The 18055-nt window shown below is 64.3% G+C and carries 11 protein-coding genes; 2 read left to right on the top strand and 9 right to left on the bottom strand.

What is annotated here, in order from left to right:
- Nucleotides 1-60: 60 nt before the first annotated feature.
- From ACFSJC_RS00280 to ACFSJC_RS00255, 6 genes are all read right to left on the bottom strand, one after another.
- On the bottom strand, nt 61-1170 hold the full coding sequence (locus ACFSJC_RS00280; protein ID WP_386021522.1) for an osmoprotectant NAGGN system M42 family peptidase: 1110 nt from the start codon (nt 1168-1170) through the stop codon (nt 61-63).
- Nucleotides 1167-2915: an N-acetylglutaminylglutamine synthetase gene (ngg, locus tag ACFSJC_RS00275; RefSeq protein WP_386021519.1), complete on the bottom strand. Its 1749-nt coding sequence runs from the start codon at nt 2913-2915 to the stop codon at nt 1167-1169. Before ngg ends, ACFSJC_RS00280 begins: the two co-directional genes overlap by 4 nt.
- A 49-nt stretch (nt 2916-2964) precedes the next feature.
- A complete protein-coding gene (locus ACFSJC_RS00270) occupies nt 2965-4740 on the bottom strand; it encodes an N-acetylglutaminylglutamine amidotransferase (RefSeq protein ID WP_386021516.1) in 1776 nt (591 codons plus the stop codon).
- A 666-nt stretch (nt 4741-5406) separates the two neighbouring features.
- Nucleotides 5407-5997: a hypothetical protein gene (locus ACFSJC_RS00265; protein ID WP_386021513.1), complete on the bottom strand. Its 591-nt coding sequence runs from the start codon at nt 5995-5997 to the stop codon at nt 5407-5409.
- 83 nt (nt 5998-6080) lie between these two features.
- Nucleotides 6081-8849, bottom strand: a complete 2769-nt coding sequence (gene ppdK / locus ACFSJC_RS00260; protein ID WP_386021511.1) for a pyruvate, phosphate dikinase — start codon at nt 8847-8849, stop codon at nt 6081-6083.
- Nucleotides 8850-9007: 158 nt separating this feature from the next.
- Nucleotides 9008-10732 (bottom strand): cation:proton antiporter, encoded by a 1725-nt coding sequence (locus ACFSJC_RS00255; RefSeq protein WP_386021508.1) that lies wholly within the window; start codon nt 10730-10732, stop codon nt 9008-9010.
- Between the two features lie 80 nt (nt 10733-10812).
- Between ACFSJC_RS00255 and ACFSJC_RS00250 the strand changes: the two genes are divergently transcribed.
- Together ACFSJC_RS00250 and ACFSJC_RS00245 are read left to right on the top strand one after the other, a co-directional pair.
- Nucleotides 10813-11868: a universal stress protein gene (locus ACFSJC_RS00250; protein WP_386021506.1), complete on the top strand. Its 1056-nt coding sequence runs from the start codon at nt 10813-10815 to the stop codon at nt 11866-11868.
- 91 nt (nt 11869-11959) lie between these two features.
- The gene (locus ACFSJC_RS00245; protein WP_386021503.1) at nt 11960-14794 is read left to right on the top strand and encodes a valine--tRNA ligase; all 2835 of its coding nucleotides are present in this window, start codon (nt 11960-11962) and stop codon (nt 14792-14794) included.
- Nucleotides 14795-14836: 42 nt separating this feature from the next.
- Here the strand turns inward: ACFSJC_RS00245 and ACFSJC_RS00240 are convergent, their stop codons facing one another.
- From ACFSJC_RS00240 to ACFSJC_RS00230, 3 genes are read right to left on the bottom strand one after another with little or no spacing between them, the layout of a single operon-like run.
- Nucleotides 14837-15724, bottom strand: a complete 888-nt coding sequence (locus tag ACFSJC_RS00240) for an efflux RND transporter periplasmic adaptor subunit (protein WP_386021500.1) — start codon at nt 15722-15724, stop codon at nt 14837-14839.
- A gap of 26 nt (nt 15725-15750) precedes the next feature.
- On the bottom strand, nt 15751-15960 hold the full coding sequence (locus tag ACFSJC_RS00235; RefSeq protein WP_386021497.1) for a DUF1656 domain-containing protein: 210 nt from the start codon (nt 15958-15960) through the stop codon (nt 15751-15753).
- Nucleotides 15957-18047, bottom strand: a complete 2091-nt coding sequence (locus ACFSJC_RS00230) for an FUSC family protein (RefSeq protein ID WP_386021495.1) — start codon at nt 18045-18047, stop codon at nt 15957-15959. Before ACFSJC_RS00230 ends, ACFSJC_RS00235 begins: the two co-directional genes overlap by 4 nt.
- Between the last annotated feature and the right edge of the window lie 8 nt (nt 18048-18055).

Here is an 18055-nt window from a genome sequence, read left to right as displayed (position 1 = left end):
ACGCGCCGTGATCGACTGTGAGCGCAAAGCGCTGCAAGACGCTTGGACGAACGCCTCGAATCAGCCCGGCTGGATCGGAAAACCGGCGCGCGGCCCGATGCCGAAGCGGTCGCGGCTATAGAGCGGAGGACCCTGCATATAGACGGAGACCAGCCGCGCCAGGGATTCGAGCGCATCCAGATGAATGCGTTCGTATCCGTGAGAGGCGTCCACGCCGAAAGTGACCAAGGCGGTACGCACGTCGTTGCCCGCCTCCAGCGCGGCCGCGCTGTCCGAGCGGTAGTACTTGAAGACGTCGCGCTGATGCTGGATGGAGAACTCCTGGCAGAGCTGGATGATGCGATGGGTCAGGTGATAATCGAAAGGTCCACTCTGGTCGGCCATGGCGATGGTGACGCCGAACTCGCTGGAGTTCTGGCCAGGCGCGCTGGTGCCGTTATCGATGGTGAGCATCTCGGCGACGTCCTGATGCAGCGCGGCCGAGGCGCCGGACCCGACCTCTTCCGAGATGGTGAAGAGCGGATGACAGTCGACCGGCAGGTCGAAGCCCTCGCGCATCAGCGCCTCGATCGAAGCGAGTAGCACGGCGGCGCCGGCCTTGTCGTCGAGATGGCGCGAATTGATGAAGCCGGTATCCGTGATCTCAGGGGTCGGATCGATGGCGAGGAAATCGCCAACATGGACCCCGAGTCGCAGCAGGTCCTGCAGAGACCGCACCTTGGCGTCGATACGGAACTCGACGTGATCCCAACCACCGGGCTGATTGTCGATCTCGGGCGCGAAGGTGTGCCCAGATGCCTTGAGCGGCAGGATGGTGCCGCGCCATTGGCCGTGATCCGTGAAGAGCGTGGCGCGCGCACCCTCGGCGAAGCGCCCGTTCCAGTGACCAACCGGCACCAGCACGAGCCGACCATTGTCCTTGAGCGACTTGACCATGGCCCCGAGCGTATCGATATGAGCGACCACGGCCCGATCCGGCTCCGAGACGCGCCCCTTAAGGGTCGCCCGAATGGCCCCGCGCCGGGTAAGCTCGAAGGGAACGCCGAGACGCTCCAGCTCCTCGCTGACCAGGTGCACGACCCGATCGGTATAGCCCGATGGGCTCGGAGTGAATAGCAACCGAAGCAGGATGTCGACCAGATAGTCGGAATCGATTCGAGGTAGTTTCACGTGTCGTCCTCACGGGCAGCCGTCTGGGGAAAAAGCAGATCGACGAAACGCTCCGCCGTCGGCTGCGGCTCGTGGTTGGCCAAACCCGGCCGCTCGTTGGCCTCGATGATGACATAATCCGTTCCGCCAACGGAGGGAACGATCATATCCAGCCCAGTCACCGGTATATCGATCGCGCGCGCTGCGGCGATGGCCGCCTCGGCCAGACGGGGATGCAGATCGGCGGTCACGTCATGGATGGTGCCCCCGGTGTGCAGATTGGCCGTCTTGCGTACCTGCAGGAACTCACCCTCGGGCAAGAGATCGTCCAGATCGTAGCCGGCCTGGGTCACGCAGCGCTCGGTCTCCGAATCCATGGGAATCGCACTCTCGCCCCCGGTCGCCGCCCGGCGACGTCGGCTCTGCGCCTGGATCAGATCGCGAATGCTGTGCTGACCGGTTCCCACGATCTGGGCCGGACGCCGAATCGCGGCGGCCACGACCTGGGAGTCGATCACCACGATCCGCAGATCGTCGCCCTCGACGTACTCCTCCAGGATGACCGTCTCGCACACCCCTTTAGCCGCAGCGATCGCCCGCTCCAATGTCTCGGCATCGCGCACATCGACACTGATTCCAGCCCCCTGCTCTCCCCGCGCCGGCTTGACCACCAGGCTGCCGAGACGCGACAGGAATGCCTCGGCCTGATCGAGCGCCTCGAAACGCGCCTGCTCGGGCACCCGCAACCCGGCATGCCGCAGCAGCCGATGGGTGACCGCCTTGTCGTCGCAGCGGCTCATGGCAACCGCGCTGGTCAACTCGCTCAAACTCTCTCGACAGACGATCCGGCGTCCGCCGAGCACCAGCGCGAAATAGCCGGCCGAGGCATCGATCACCTCGATCCCGATCCCGCGCCGACGCGCCTCGTTGACGATGATGCTGGCATAGGGATTGAGATCGCCCTCCGGCTGGCGTCCCATGAACAGTGGCTCGTTGAAGGCGTTCTTGTTCTTGAGCGCGAAGGCGGGAATGCGCTCGAAGCCCAGTTTCTGATAGAGCCGGATCGCATTGGCGTTGTCGTGAATGACCGAAAGGTCCAGAAATGACCGGCCACGAGCGAGGAAGTATTCGATCACCTGGCGCACCAGCGCCTCGCCGATCCCCGGATAGGGGGCCTGCCCATCCACCGACAAGGCCCAGAGACTGGCGCCGTTCTCGGGATCGTCGAAGGCAGCGGCGTGATCGACACCGGTCACCACACCCAAGAGCGATCCGTCCTGATCGTCCTCGGCGACCCAGTAGGTCAGCACCTTCGAGGTTCGGTGGTCCCAGATGAAATCGGCCCCGGGCGGCACCATCCCCCGAGCGATGTAGAGACGCTGGATCGCCTCGGCGTCGGCACGGCTGTTGAGCAGTCGGATCTGAAATCCCTTGGGACGTCGCTGACAGGACTGATAGCGCTCCAGCCAGAGCCGGAAGGTATGGGACGGATCGAGAAAGAGATCCTGAGGCGCATAGGACAGCACCACGTGCGGATCGCTCAGATAGAGCGCGACGTCCCGCTTGCCCGGACGCTCGTCCTGAAGCGCCGCAGCCAAGACCATGGGGTCAGTGAAGGTCTGTCCGAACAACAGCCGACCCCAGCCGCAATCGACCGTCGCAGACTCACCCAACTCCTGATCGGCGCGTGGTCGCCGGTCCCAGTTCTTCACCGATGGGGCACGGCTGCGCTCGAGACGGTGATGGATGCGGTCTTTGGTATTCATCGTCGCATGTCCTGTATCGCTCGCGTTGATCGGACGAGGTATCGAGCCCTTAGATCCCATGTTCCTGCAACCACATCTCCAGAAGCGCGACCTGCCACAGCTTCGATCCGCGTAACGGAGTGATATGGTCATCCGGCGCGGCCAGCAACTCCTCGACATAGGCCGACTGGAAGAGCCCCCGCTCGCGGGCGCGACTCGAATGGACCAGGTCGGCGACGGTGTCCAGCACCTTACCACGCAGGTATTTCAGCGCCGGGACAGGGAAATAGCCCTTGGGACGATCGATGACCGAGCTCGGGATGATGCGACGACCCACGGCCTTGAGCACGCCCTTGCCATCGTCGCAAAGCTTGAAGCGATCGGGCATGCGCGCGGCCAACTCGACCAGCTCATGATCCAGGAAGGGTACCCGCGCCTCCAGTCCCCAGGCCATGGTCATGTTGTCCACCCGCTTGACCGGATCGTCGACCAGCATGATGCCCTGATCCATCCGCAGCGCCTTGTCGACCTGAGCCTCGGCCCCAGCGCGCGCGAACTGCGCGGCGATGAAGGCGCGGCTGTGGTCGTCGCCGTGGAAGCGCGGATCGACCGCACGCCGATAGTCCTCGTGGGAGCGATCGCAGAAGGCGCGGGCATAATCGGCCGCCGGATCCTGGCTGCCGACCATCGGCGGATACCAGTGGTAACCGGCGAACACCTCGTCGGCCCCCTGCCCGCTCTGGACCACCTTGACGTGCTTGGACACCTCCTCGGACAGGAGATAGAAGCCGATGACATCGTGACTCACCATGGGCTCCGCCATGGCGCGCACGCAGTTGGGCAACTCGGGCAGCAGCCGCGAGGCCGAGTCCACGCGGATCTTGTGATGACGCGTGCCATAGTGCGCCGCGATGATGTCCGAATACTGGAACTCGTCGCCGACCTCTTCGCCCACGGTCTCGAAACCGACCGAGAAGGTGTTCAAGCCGGTCTGACCCTGTTCGGCGAGCAGGCCGACGATGAGACTGGAGTCCAAACCGCCCGAGAGCAGCACGCCGACGTCCACGTCCGCGACCAGACGCCGCCTCACCGCCGTGCGCAGCGCGTCCAGCACCCGCTCCTGCCAGTCCTCGAACGAGAGCCCACGCTCCTCGGCCGGGGTTTCGAAGCGCGGATCCCAATAGAGCCGATCGCTCGAACGTCCATTGGGCTCGATGGTGCGAATGGTCGCTGGGGGAAGCTTGCGCACACCGCTCAGGATGGTATGGGGAGCCGGCACGACGGCATGGAAATGCATGTAATGATGCAAGGCGACCGGGTCGATGTCGGTCGAGATCCCCCCGCCCGCCAGCAGGGCCGGAAGGGTCGAGGCGAAACGCAGTCCGCCGGACACCTCGGCATAGTAGAGCGGCTTGATGCCGAGCCGATCGCGGACCAGGGTCAGACGCCCCGAGTCGCGCTCGGCGACGGCGAACGCGAACATGCCGTGAAAGCGATCGACGCAGGCGGAACCCCATGCGTGGAAGGACTTGAGCACCACTTCGGTGTCGCCTTGGGAGAAGAAGCGATATCCCCGCCCCTCAAGCTCGGCGCGCAACTCCTTGTAGTTATAGATGCAGCCATTGAAGGCGACCGAGAGTCCCAGCTCGCTGTCGACCATGGGCTGGGCCGCATGATTGCTCAGGTCGATGATCGACAGGCGCCGGTGCGCCAGCGCGATGCCACCCTGCTGCCAGATCCCGTGTCCGTCCGGTCCCCTGGGCGTCATGGTCGCGTTCATGGCACTCAGGGCACCGAGGTCAACCGGATTGTCATCGAAGCGGATCTCACCGCAAAAACCGCACATGGCTGCTGCTCCTTCTTGGAATGGGTCGCGCAATCGCGAGTTCCCAACCCCTCCGCTCACGACGACGTCAGACCGTCGAGAACGGCGACGCATCCTGCATCGCGGAAGGCGCCGCATCTCGCGGGCTTCCAATCGGGGTCGGAGTAAGAGGTGGTCGGACGACGCCTTTCACGACAACCGATCGGTGTAAGACCGAAGTCGGGTTGACGGCCAATCATCGACACGCCAAACCGAGCCGACCTGGAACCGAAGGGATCCGGTATGGCGCGGGCTCGAAAACCCGAATCGAAATTCGGACCATGCCGCAACCGAGGTGCGGGACGCGACAAACGAGGGAGATGGCTGGACCGATCGGCTGACAACGCGGGGCCTTTCGTCCGCAATTCAAAATTTCGCTAGATATTTTCTATACATACTAACCGAGCCAGCCCCTTGGGTCCAGAAAACGTAAAACAGCGGGGACAGTGACACCCCGCAACGCAGACCCGTTAGCGGACCAAACGAAGGGCTGGGAAGCAGCGACATCAAAAGAATTCGCGGCAGTCGACGACCTGGCAGCCCGACGTAAAGACCCGCTGTCGGCAAGGGCCATGCGACCACTGACCCGCCAGAGCGCGACCCGACGAACACACAACGCAGACGGCGGCTGATCCACCCGGATGGCGGCTATTGGCCAGGCATCCAGTTGTAGGGCATCATCCAATGCATATCGCGCCCCATAGATCCGGTGTCGTAGGACATCTTTTGGACCGCCGGAGTCATCGTGGACATGATACCGACGCTGTGAGTCATGCGATCGACCGCCGTCGACATGCGCCCCACGTCGGCCGACATCGCGTCGACCTTGGCGGTCATCTGGCGTATATCGGCCCCCATGGAATCCATGGTCGCCATCACCTTCGACATGGTCTCGATATGCGCCCGCATGGCCGTCATATCGGAACGCATGGTCTTCATCGACAGATTCATGTCGTGCATGTCATCGCTCATGGAGACGACCAAGCCGCCGATGTTGACACCGGCTGCAACCACGCCGATTCCCAGTATGCCCACGATCGTATAAACCAGCTTGCGATCCTGCTGATTGTCCTTTTGGACCTCTTCCACCAACTGGCCAAGCGCCTGCGCGATCGCCGCCGCGCTGTTGTCTTGACCTGAATTCCCCGCTTGCCCCTCGGAATTTCCATTCGTCATCGGTCTATCCTCTCGGTCATTGTCGACTCGCCAAAACGCTTGCCCGCGCGGTGCGCGCTCCAATCGCGGACATCAGCCTAGACGAAGCCCCATGGTTGTCGAATGTTCGACGAACGCCCTGGAGACGCCCGTCGAAAACGCCGCGATCAGCCCGACTTCAGCGCCGCGTGCGCCGCCGCCAGACGGGCCACCGGCACGCGCGGCCCGGAGCAGCTCACATAGTCGAGCCCGATCTGGTGGCAAAAGGCGATCGAAGAGGGATGACCGCCGTGCTCGCCGCAGATGCCGACATGCAGGCCAGGCTTCACCGCGCGCCCCCATTCGACCGCAAGCTGCATCAGCTTGCCGACGCCCTTGACGTCCAGCACCTCGAAGGGGTTGTCCTGCAGGATGCCGGACTGGTTGTAGAGCGGCAGAAACTTGTTCTCGGCATCCTCGCGCGAGAAGGAGAAGGTCGCCTGGGTCAGATCGTTGGTGCCGAAGGAGAAGAACTCGGCCTCCTCGGCCAGCGAGTCGGCGCGCATACAGGCACGGACCACCTCGATCATGGTGCCGAACTTGTACGGAACCGGCTTACCGAATTTCTCGGCCACCTCGGTATGAATGGAGTCGACGAACGCCTTGACCTTGCGTAGCTCCTGCGCCGTGCAGACCTGAGGCACCTTGATCTGGGGATGGACCTCGATCCCCGCCTTGGCGCACTCGGCGGCGGCCTCCAGAATCGCACGCACCTGCATCTGGTAGATCTCGGGAAAGGTCATGCCCAGACGCACGCCCCGATGACCCAGCATGGGATTGGTCTCGTAAAGCGCCCTCACCTTCTTGAGCATCGCCTCCTTCTTGGCGATCGCTTCCTCGACCACCGCCGGATCCACCATGCGCCGCGCGGTCTCGATCTCGTGACGCAGACTCTCGGAGGCATGCAACAGCCCCATGGCCCCGGCGAGCACGCTCACGCCCCGCGCGCTCTGCGCCAGCACCCGCAGCTCGGCGAGCTCGCGCTCCAGAACATGCTCATCGGGCAGAAACTCGTGGATCGGCGGATCGAGCAGACGGATCGTCACTGGGTTCGGCGACATCACCTCGAACAGATCGCGAAAGTCGTTACGCTGCAAGGGCAGCAGCTTGTCGAGCGCCTCCTGGCGCTGCTCGGGCGTCTCGGCCACGATCATCTCGATCACGATCGGCAGCCGTTCGACGTCGTTGAACATGCGTTCGGTGCGCGCCAGCCCGATACCGACCGCGCCATAGCGACGCGCCCGACGGGCATCGACGGGCGTGTCGGCATTGGCCATGACCTTGAGCCGGGCCATCTCGTCGGCCCAATCGAGCAGGATATTGAGTTCCGGGGTGAAATCCGGCTCGACCATTGGGATGGCGCCCAGATACACCTTGCCGGAGGTGCCGTCGATGGTGATGACATCGCCCTCCTTGAAGCTGGTGAGGCCGACCCGCGCCTCGCGCCGGTTGACGTCCACGCCGATGCCCTCGGCCCCGGCCACGCAGGGCTTGCCCATACCGCGCGCCACCACCGCCGCGTGCGAGGTCTTGCCGCCGCGCGAGGTCAAGATGCCCTCGGAGGCAAAAAAGCCGTGGATGTCCTCCGGCTTGGTTTCCTCGCGGACCAAAATGACCTTGTGGCCCTGCTGCGTGCCGAGCTGCTCGGCGCGATCGGCATCGAAAACGGCGATGCCGGAGGCCGCACCAGGCGAGGCGGGCAGCCCCTGAGCCACGGGTTCGACCTTGACGCTCGGATCCAGGCGGGGAAAGAGCATCTGCTCCAGCAACTCGGGCGCGATCCGCAGCAAGGCCTGCTCCTTGGAGATCAGACCCTCGCGCTCCATCTCGACCGAGGTGCGCACCATGGCGACGGTGTTCATCTTGCCGTTGCGGGTCTGCAGACAATAGAGCTGACCGCGCTCGATGGTGAACTCGAAGTCCTGGACCTCGCGATAGTGTCCCTCCAGCTTGTCGCGCAGCCTATCGAGCTGCTCGGCCAGATCGGGCATCTCGACCTTGAGCCGGTCGATCGGCTTGGGCGTGCGGATGCCGGCCACCACGTCCTCGCCCTGGGCGTTGATCAGATACTCGCCATAGAGCCTGTTCTCGCCCGTCGCCGGGTTGCGGGTGAAACCCACGCCTGTCGCCGAATCGTCGCCTCGATTGCCGAAGACCATGGTGACCACGTTGACCGCCGTGCCATTGGCCATGTCCGGCGTGATATGGAACTGCTTGCGGTAGTCGACCGCGCGCCGGCCCGACCAGGAACCGAACACCGCCTTGATGGCGATCTCCAGTTGGCGGTAAGGATCCGAGGGGAACGGATGCCCGGTCGCCTGCTCGACCACGACGAGGAAGCGCTCGCTGACCTCCTTGAGGTCGGCGGCGGAGAGGTCGACATCCTGCTTGGCATGGGCCGCAGCCTTGATCGCCTCGAACTCCGTGTCGAACGCCTCGTCCGGCACGCCCAGCGCAACCTTGCCGAAGAGTTGGATGAAACGCCGATAGGCGTCGTAGCCGAAACGCGCATCGCCGGTGGCGGCGATCACGCCCTGCAGGGTTTCGGCATTCAGCCCCAGGTTCAGAATGGTGTCCATCATCCCGGGCATCGACATGGCGGAGCCCGAGCGCACCGAGACCAGCAAGGGGTTTTCGGGATCGCCAAAGCCCTTGCCGGTCTTCTCCTCCAGCACACGCATGTGCGCCTGAACCTCATCGATCAGACCCGCCGGCAACGCGTGGTCGCTGGCGTCCAAATACTCCAGACAGGCCTCGGTGGAAATCACGAACCCGGGAGGCACATTCAAGCCGATCTGCGTCATCTCGCACAGATTGGCACCCTTGCCGCCCAGCAGCTTCTTGTTCTTTCCATCCCCTTCATCGAAGGCGAAGACGTATTTTTTGGTGCTGTCCATGGTTCGAAGTCAGCCTCTCTCATCGTTGTGATTGACGGGAAGATCGAACATTGGCTTATTCTGGCAAACCGCAGGCCGGACCGTACCCTTGGTATTCAACCTCCTGATTGCGGCCCCTCATGGTGAGGCGTCCCTACGCGACGAACGCCATTCCAAAATCAATCATCGATACCATCGGAAGCGCTCCGCGAAGCGGGCGCAGCGATGCGCGCCAGCAGATAACGGATCATTCCACGGGCCAGTTCGTGCTCGCCCATGAAGACCCCCTGGAGACCTTCCCGCCGCAGCAGCTCGGCCTCCTCTTCGCTGTGGGTGCGCACCATGATCTCCAGGGGCGGATTGAGCAGACGGGCGATCTCGATGATCTTCCGCACCTTGACGATATCCGGAGTGGCGACGATCAATATCCCGGCGCGAGCGACATGGGCCTGGACCAGAACGAGGGGATCGGCGGCATCGCCGACGACCGACGGAACCTCGGTCGCACGCAGCTCCTCGACCAGCTGGCGGTTCTGCTCGACGACCACGTAGGGGATGCCCCGTGCATCGAGCGCCTCGGAGATCCTTCGTCCCACCCGGCCGTATCCGATCAAAACCACCTGCCCGGTCAGCTGCGACTGGTCCACCGACATGGGCAGCGCAGCGAGCGGATCGTCGCTCCGCTCCAGTCTGCGGGCCAGATGGGAGCGCTCGCTGACCCAGGACCGAACCGGCTCGATGGCGGCGAACAGCAGCGAGTTGAGCGCAATCGAGACGAGCGCCCCGGCCATGATCAGACTCTGGGCCTCGGGCATCAGGAAGCCGAGCGACACGCCGAGCCCGGCGAGGATGAAGGAGAACTCGCCGATCTGAGCGAGACTGGCCCCGACCGTGAGCGCCGTGCTGAGAGGGTAGCGAAAGGCCAGGACCAGGAGCATCGCCGCCAGGGTCTTGCCGACCATGATGATGGCGACCACTGCGGCCAGCTTGCCCGGTTCCGTGACGATCACGGCCGGATCGAACAGCATTCCGACCGAGACGAAGAAGAGCACCGAGAAGGCGTCTCTCAAGGGCAGCGACTCGCTCGCGGCGCGATGACCGAGTGGCGATTCGCGCATCATGGCCCCGGCGAAGAAGGCGCCCAACGCGAAGGACACCTCGAACAGCTCGGCCGCGCCGAAGGCGATTCCGACCGCGCAGGCGATCACCGCCAGCGTGAAGAGTTCGCGCGACCCGGTACTCGCCACCCACCACAGCAGACGCGGCAACAGACGTTTGCCCACCACCAGCATCAGGACGACGAAGGCGGCGACCTTGAGGGAAGTGAGGAGCATCTCGGACCAGACCGAGCCGCCCGCTTCGAGATGCATGTCGGCGTCCAGCAGACCGCCCAGAGCGGGCAGAAGAACCAGCACCAGCACCATGGCGAGATCCTCGACGATCAGCCAGCCGACCGCGATGCGACCGTCGAGCGAGCCCAGCACGCCGCGCGCCTCCAGCGCGCGCAGGAGCACCACGGTGCTGGCGACCGACAGCGAGAGGCCGAAGATGACCGCCGCCACGGGCGGCCAGCCCCAGAAGAGCGCGGTCGCGGCGCCCATCAGGCTGGCCACGGCGATCTGGACCAAGGCGCCGGGAAGCGCGATGCGCCGCACCGACCACAGCTCCGAGATGGAGAAATGCAGACCGACCCCGAACATCAGCAGCATGACGCCGATTTCAGCGAGCTGGTGCGACAGGTGCAGATCGCCGACGAAGCCCGGCGTGGCGGGTCCGATCAGGATGCCGGCCACCAGATAGCCGACCAGAGGGGGCATGCCAAGACGAGCGGCGACGAATCCGAGGACCAACGCGGTTCCAAATGCGGCAGCCAGGGTACTGATGAGGCTGAGATCATGCGGCATCGAAGGCCCTCGATTGAAGATTGGACCGGAGATTTGGATTCCTCTCTATCATACCGCCAGGCAAGGCTGACCGAACACGCATGCCGACCCTGCGGAACCCCGCAATCGGCGCACGGACCAAGCATTGGCTGGCACGAAGAGAGAACAAGCCGACGATGAACACCTTCAACCACATCCTCTACGTCATGGACCCGGAGTCGAACGACGCCTGGGCCATCAGGCGTGTCCGTACCTTTGCCGAGGAGAGCCAAGCCGCACTGACCTTCCTCCTCGTCCTCGATCTTGCTCCGGCATCGGCATCGGCGGCGAACGAAAGCGATCCTGAACCCCTGATCCAGGAAATCCGCCGTCAATGCGCGGCACGGACGCAAGAGGTCCTCGCCGACTCGGGCGGATCCGCAGGAATTCGCTTCGAGGTGCGCTTCGGCCGTCTCCATGTCGAGGTGATCCGCCAGGCCATGAGCGGCGGCCATGACCTGGTCGTCAAGGCATCTGAGGATCCCGATCCCAAAGGGCGCCCGCTGGGCAGCCGGGACATGCACCTGCTGCGCAAATGCCCCCAACCCGTCTGGCTCCTGAGGAAGGACGGACCCGAGCGCTACCGAACCCTGCTGGTGGCGATCGACCCGGTTCCGGCCGACGAGGATCCGGAGGGGCATGCGCTCAACCGCGAGATCCTGAGCCGAGCCAGCGCGCTGGCGCTCGCCGATCTCGCCGAGCTGCACCTGGTGCATGCCTGGGACGCGCCCGCAGCCGGCTTGCTGCGGCACTGGAATGCGAGCGCCTGGGCGCTGAACCCGATCGCCGACGAAGTGCGCTACATCGAGGACCTCCGCAGCCAGCACCAACTCCGACTGTCGGGGGTACTGGGCGATCTGCGCGAGATACTCGGCCCGGAGACCTTCGAGTATCTGGCCGTGCGCTCGCACCTCGCGCGCGGCGCGGCAGCCCAGATCATTCCGGCCCTCGCTACCGAACTGGGAGCCGACATCATCGTCATGGGCACCCTGGGACGGAGCGGCATCCCGGGACTGCTGATCGGCAACACCGCCGAAACCATCGCCAACCGCTGCGATTGCGCCCTGATGGCGATCAAGCCGCCGGGGTTCGAGCCTCCCGCCGGCCTCCTCCCCTGAAACCGGCTCGGGTCGACCTCGGACGTCCCATGCGATCGAAGGGACCAAGTATACTTCGACGCTTTGACCGGACGACCGAAACCGACCCGCCATGCTAGACAAGAACTACGATCCGCAATCGCTGGAAGCACACTGGTACCGCACCTGGGAAGAAGGGGGCCATTTCGCCCCCGCAGAGACGGGAACCGATGCCTACTGCATCATGATCCCGCCGCCGAACGTCACCGGCAGCCTGCACATGGGGCATGCTTTCCAGGACACCATCATGGACGCCCTCACCCGCTACCACCGGATGAAGGGCAAGCGCACGCTGTGGCAGGCCGGATCGGACCATGCCGGCATCGCCACCCAGATGGTCGTGGAGCGCCTGATCGACGCCGAGGGCAAGACGCGCCACGATTACGGCCGCGAGAAGTTCGTCGAGCGCATCTGGGACTGGAAGGCGGAATCCGGCGGCACCATCACCCGCCAGCTCCGACGCATGGGTTCCTCGCTCGACTGGGAACACGAGCGCTTCACCATGGACGAGGGACTCTCGGAGGCCGTGCGCGAGGTGTTCGTCCGACTCCATGAAGAAGGGCTCATCTACCGTGGCAAACGGCTGGTGAACTGGGATCCCGTTCTGCACACCGCCGTCTCCGACCTGGAGGTGCTCTCCGAGGAAGAGAGCGGCCATATGTGGGATCTGCGCTACCCGGTGGTCCAGCCGGAAGGCGCCGAACCCTTCTACATGGTCGTCTCCACCACCCGTCCCGAGACCATGCTCGGCGATTGCGCCGTGGCCGTGAACCCGGAGGATGAGCGCTACAAACACCTCATCGGCGAGTTCGTCGAGCTGCCGCTGAGCGGCCGGCGCATCCCCATCATCGCCGACGAGCACGCCGATCCCGAGTTCGGCACCGGCTGCGTCAAGATCACCCCGGCGCACGACTTCAACGACAACCAGGTCTGGCATCGTCACCGCGACGAGACGGCCATCGCCGAGCAGCCGCACGGCGGGCTCATCAACATCTTCACGCCGAACGCCGCCATCCGCGCCAACGAACCGGAAGAGGGGCAGCTCATCCCAGCCGCCTATATCGGCCTGGACCGCTACGCCGCGCGCAAGCGTATCGTCGCCGACCTGGAGGCACAGGGACTGCTCGCCAACATCAAGGATCACAAGCTCCAGCAGCCGCGCGGCGACCGCTCCGGCGCCGTGATCGAGCCCTATCTGACCGATCAGTGGTACGTGCGCGTACAGCCGCTGGCCGATCCGGCCATCGAGGCGGTCGAGAAGGGCGACATTCGCTTCGTCCCCGACAACTGGAAGAACACCTATTTCGAATGGATGCGCAACATCCAGGACTGGTGCATCAGTCGTCAGATCTGGTGGGGGCACCGCATCCCGGCCTGGTACGACAGCGAGGGCAACGTCTACGTCGGTCGCTCCGAGGATGAAGTCCGCGAGAAGCACGGCTTTGGCCCCGAGGTCGCGCTGGAACAGGATCCCGACGTGCTCGACACCTGGTTCAGCTCCGCACTCTGGCCCTTCAGCACCCTCGGCTGGCCCGAGGAGACCGAGCGTCTCAAGACCTTCTATCCGACCTCGGTCCTGGTCACCGGATTCGACATCATCTTCTTCTGGGTCGCCCGCATGATCATGATGGGCCTCAAGTTCACGGGCGAGGTCCCCTTCCGCGAGGTCTACATCCACGGCCTGGTGCGCGACGCCCACGGCGACAAGATGTCCAAGTCCAAGGGCAACGTCCTCGACCCCATCGATCTGATCGACGGCATCGCACTGGAGCCCCTGGTCGAGAAACGCATCCAGGGCATGATGCAGCCGCACCTGGCCGACAAGATCGCCCGGGCGACGCGTAGGGACTTCCCCGACGGCATCCCTGGCTTCGGCACCGACGCCGTGCGCTTCACCTTCGCCGCGCTCGCCACCAACGGCCGCGACATCAAGTTCGATCTCGGCCGCACCGAAGGCTACCGCAACTTCTGCAACAAGCTGTGGAACGCCTCGCGCTACGTGCTCATGAACACCGAGGACCAGGATTGCGGCCTAGGGTCGGAGCCGATCGAACTGAGCGCGGCCGACCGCTGGATCCGCTCGCGTCTCGACGCGACGACAGCGACCGTGACCGAATCCATCGACGCCTATCGCTTCGACCTCGCGGCTCAGGCCATCTACGATTTCACCTGGAACGAGTTCTGCGACTGGTATCTGGAACTGTCCAAGCCGGTCCTCACCGGCGACAGCGCCAGCGACGCGGCCAAGCGCGGCACCCGCCAGACACTGGTGCGAACGCTGGAGACCCTGCTGCGGTTGGCGCACCCCATCATGCCCTTCATCACCGAGGAGATCTGGCAGAAGATCAAACCGCTCGCCGGTGTCGATGGGGACACCATCATGCTCGCACCCTTCCCGACGACCGACCCCGCCGCAGCGGATCCGAAGGCCGTCGCCGAGATCGACTGGGTCAAGCAGTGCATCCTCGGCATCCGCCGCATCAAGGGCGAGATGAACATCGCACCCGGCAAGCCCCTGCCCGTCCTGGTGGCCAACGCCTCCGATCAGGACCGGGTCTGGCTGGAGACCGCGCGCCCCTATCTCGACTTCCTGGCCCGCACCGAGTCGATCAGCGTGTTGAACGATGAATCCGAGGCCCCCGAATCGGCCATCGCCCTGGTCGGCGGCATGAAGCTGCTCATCCCCATGGCCGGACTCATCGACAAGGACGCCGAACTCAAGCGGCTCGACAAGGAAATCACGCGACTGACCGACGACATCGCCCGCACCGAAAAGAAGCTGGAAAACCCCAGCTTCGTCGACAAGGCGCCCGAGGCGGTCGTGCAGAAGGAACGCACCAAACTGGCCGACCATGCGGCGGCGATCGCCAATCTGCAGGCCCAGAGGGAGAAGATCGCGGCGCTCTGAGGAACACGGCCCCTCCGCGAACGCCCGTTCGCGGAGGGAACCTCAGAGCTCGGACGGAGCGGCGGGTTTCGGTAGCACCTCCACCGTCGCCGTCCGTCCGACCACCAGGTCCGTAATCGGATCCGGGAGCTGATCCAGGCGGATGCGCACCGGAACCCGCTGAGCCAGACGCACCCAACTGAAGGTCGGATTGACGTTGGGAAGCAGATTGTCGCTGGCGGCGCGGTCCCGATCCTCGATACCGGTGGCGATGCTCTGGACATGGCCCTTCAGGACGCGACTATCCCCCATCAGCCGGACCCGAGCCGGCTGACCGACCGAGATGCGGTGCAGCTTGGTCTCCTCGAAATAGCCCTCGACCCGATAGGAATGGGCGTCGATCAGCGCCATCACCGGCGTACCGGCAGTGACATAGTTGCCGACCCGAAGCCCCAAGTCGGACAGCGCGCCGTCAACCGGCGCCTTCACCAGTGTGCGCTCCACATCCAATGCCGCCAGGTCGCGCGCGACCTGCGCCTTGGTCAGCGCGGCCTCGGCCTGAGTCTGCTGCGAATGGCTCTCCTCGCGATCCTCTCTGGACACCATCTCGCCGAGCGCTGTGGCACGTGACGCATCGCGCCTCGCCTGCTCCAGGGCCGCCTTTCGCGCCAGGATCTCGGCCGCCGCCTGACGCAAGGCGAGCACGTAGCGATCCGGGTCGATCTGGAAGAGCGGCTGGCCGGCATGGACCATCTGATCGTTGGTGACCAAAACCTTAGTCACCAGCCCCGAAACGTCGGGGGCGATCTTGACGATATCGGCGCGCACGCGCCCGTCGGGCGTCCAGGGCTCGACCTGATAGTGGATCCAGAGCCGATAGCCGGCGACCAGCGCCAGTCCTACGACCGACAGGGTCAGCAGGATTCGTCTTAACTTGATAAAGGACTGCATCGAGAACACAGAGAATCTCCGCCGTTTCACACGAACCACAAAGAGGAAAGCTGCACCACCACCGCCCAGACGATCACGAAGAGCGCCACCTCGGCCAAGGCCTGATGCCAAAAATAGCGATAGAGGCCGAGCCGGATGAGGAGCCGATTGACTCCAAAGGTCAGGACCAATGCGACGCCGCTGGTCACCAGTTCGGAGCGGAGAAAGACACCGAAGATATCGACCTCGCCGATCATGCCGCACCTCCCACGGCAAGCGGACCGCGATTGAGCGCATCGGAGTCAACCGGCGTATCGGAACGATTCAGGGCATCCGGAAAGAGGTTGCGTCTCAGACCGACCAGTGCGCCGATCCCGCGCACACCGAGCGCGCCGCCGGATGCGCTACTCTGAGCCGACCGCTCCAGCAACCGGTCGAACTGAACCAACAGCCCAGTGTCGTCGGGCGCCCGACCGTCGAGCGACAAACGCTGATAGCGCTCTCCGACGCCATCGAGCAGGCGATCCAGCGCCGCGCCAACCGACGCAGGAAGCCCGGAGCGCAGATCGCGCAAGGCCACCAGATCCAAGCCGACCCGTAAATCCTTGAGGACATCGACACCATTGAGATCGCTGTTTTTGAGACGCGCGAGCTTGGGGCTCAAGAGCCCAAGACGGTCCAGTGACCGGGAGGCGAAATCCACTGCCGTGTTTTCTTCGCGTCCATTGGCGAGACGGGACAGATGACTCCATATCTGGCGCAGCAGACGCCGGGCACTGACCTCGGCGCTCATGGAGCGCAACGAGCGGGTCACGAAGACCGCGACGAAGACGCCGAAGAACTGCGACAGACTGATATTGAGAAACCGTGCGAAATCGGCGGATGCATGGTCTTGAATCACGAGTGTGTTGACGACGTTGAGAATGGTCGAGAGCGCGGGAAAGGCCAGGCGCGGATCCGGGATCATGATCCCGATGCCAAAGAGCATCGGCGTGAGTGCCAAGGCCAGCATGGGGAAGCTGCCGATGGACGGCATCACCACGAAGATATAGAGCCCGGCCACCACCATGGAGACCACCAGATAGACGCCGAAACTGCGAATCGCGGGCACCGGATCATCCATCGCGGCGAACAGTGAGCAGGTGATGGCAGCCGTCATCGCGGACCACTTGCCGTCGTCCCACCCGGAACCGATCCAGACCAGACAGACGATCATGATCGTGATCGTCGCGGCCAGACCGGAGAGCAAGGCCAGCTCTGGATCCCGGTGCAACGGACGATCGGCGGTACTCGCAACCTCTTCGCCGAGCAGCCGAGGCAGCGGTCCGTCCGGGGCATGCAGATGGGCCAGCAGGGCATGCCCCTCGCCCAACGCCGTCACCAGATCGCGCAGACGCGAGATGAGCGCGACGCGCGTCGCCTGGTGCCAATCCCCAACGGCCGTCTCCGAGGCCAACGCATCGAGACGCTCGATCAGCGATCGGCTGGAGGCGAGCGACGCGCCCTCCTCGACCCAATCGGCCACCTCGCGAAGCATGACGGCGATTTCCGGATCGAGATCCGGAGTGGCCCGGCGCATCGCTGCGATCCGGTCGGACAGGCTCGACAGGATGGGAATCAGGAGCAGGAGCCGATCGCGCAACAGACGCACCACGGCGGTGGTCTCGCGCAGATTGGACGTATCGAATGGCAGGTGGACCAGCATGAGCTGGATCTCGCTGGCCGCACCGGCCAGCCGACCGCGATTGCGGTCGATATCCGAACCGTCGAGCCCCGATTCCAATCCTTGACGCAGCAGATCGAGTGCCCAGTCATCCGCCTCGCCGAGCCAGTTGCCGATGCGCGAGCGCAGTGCCTCACCGACCGGGCGCGGGAAAAACAGGCTGTGGACCAGGGTCGCACAGACGATGCCGAGCAGGATCTCCTGGACGCGATAGATGGCGACGTCGAAGATCTGGGTTGGCTCCGTCACCGCCGGGAAGCCGATCAAGGCAATGGTGTATCCGGCCAGCATGAGGATGTAGGCGCGCGGAGAACGGTCCAGCACCGAGATCGCCAGACAGCCACCCACCCAGAGCGACATGGCCAGCGAGAGCAGCACGGGCGCCTGTACGAATCGCGGAATGAGCAGCACGGCGCCGGCCGCCCCGAGCAGGGTGCCCAGAAATCGGTAGATGGCCTTCGAGCGCACCGCAGCGGCCAGCGGATGGCTGACGACATAAACCGTCATCATCGCCCAGTAGGGACGCGGCAAATCGATGCTCATGGCGAGATAGAGCGCAAGCATCCCCGCCAACAGAGTATTGATGGCGAACTGCAGGCTCGCCCGGTTGATCACTGGCATGGCACGTG

Source organism: Thiorhodococcus fuscus (assembly GCF_042682685.1).
GTDB lineage: Bacteria > Pseudomonadota > Gammaproteobacteria > Chromatiales > Chromatiaceae > Imhoffiella > Imhoffiella fuscus.
This window is presented reverse-complemented; position numbering and strand designations above follow the sequence as displayed.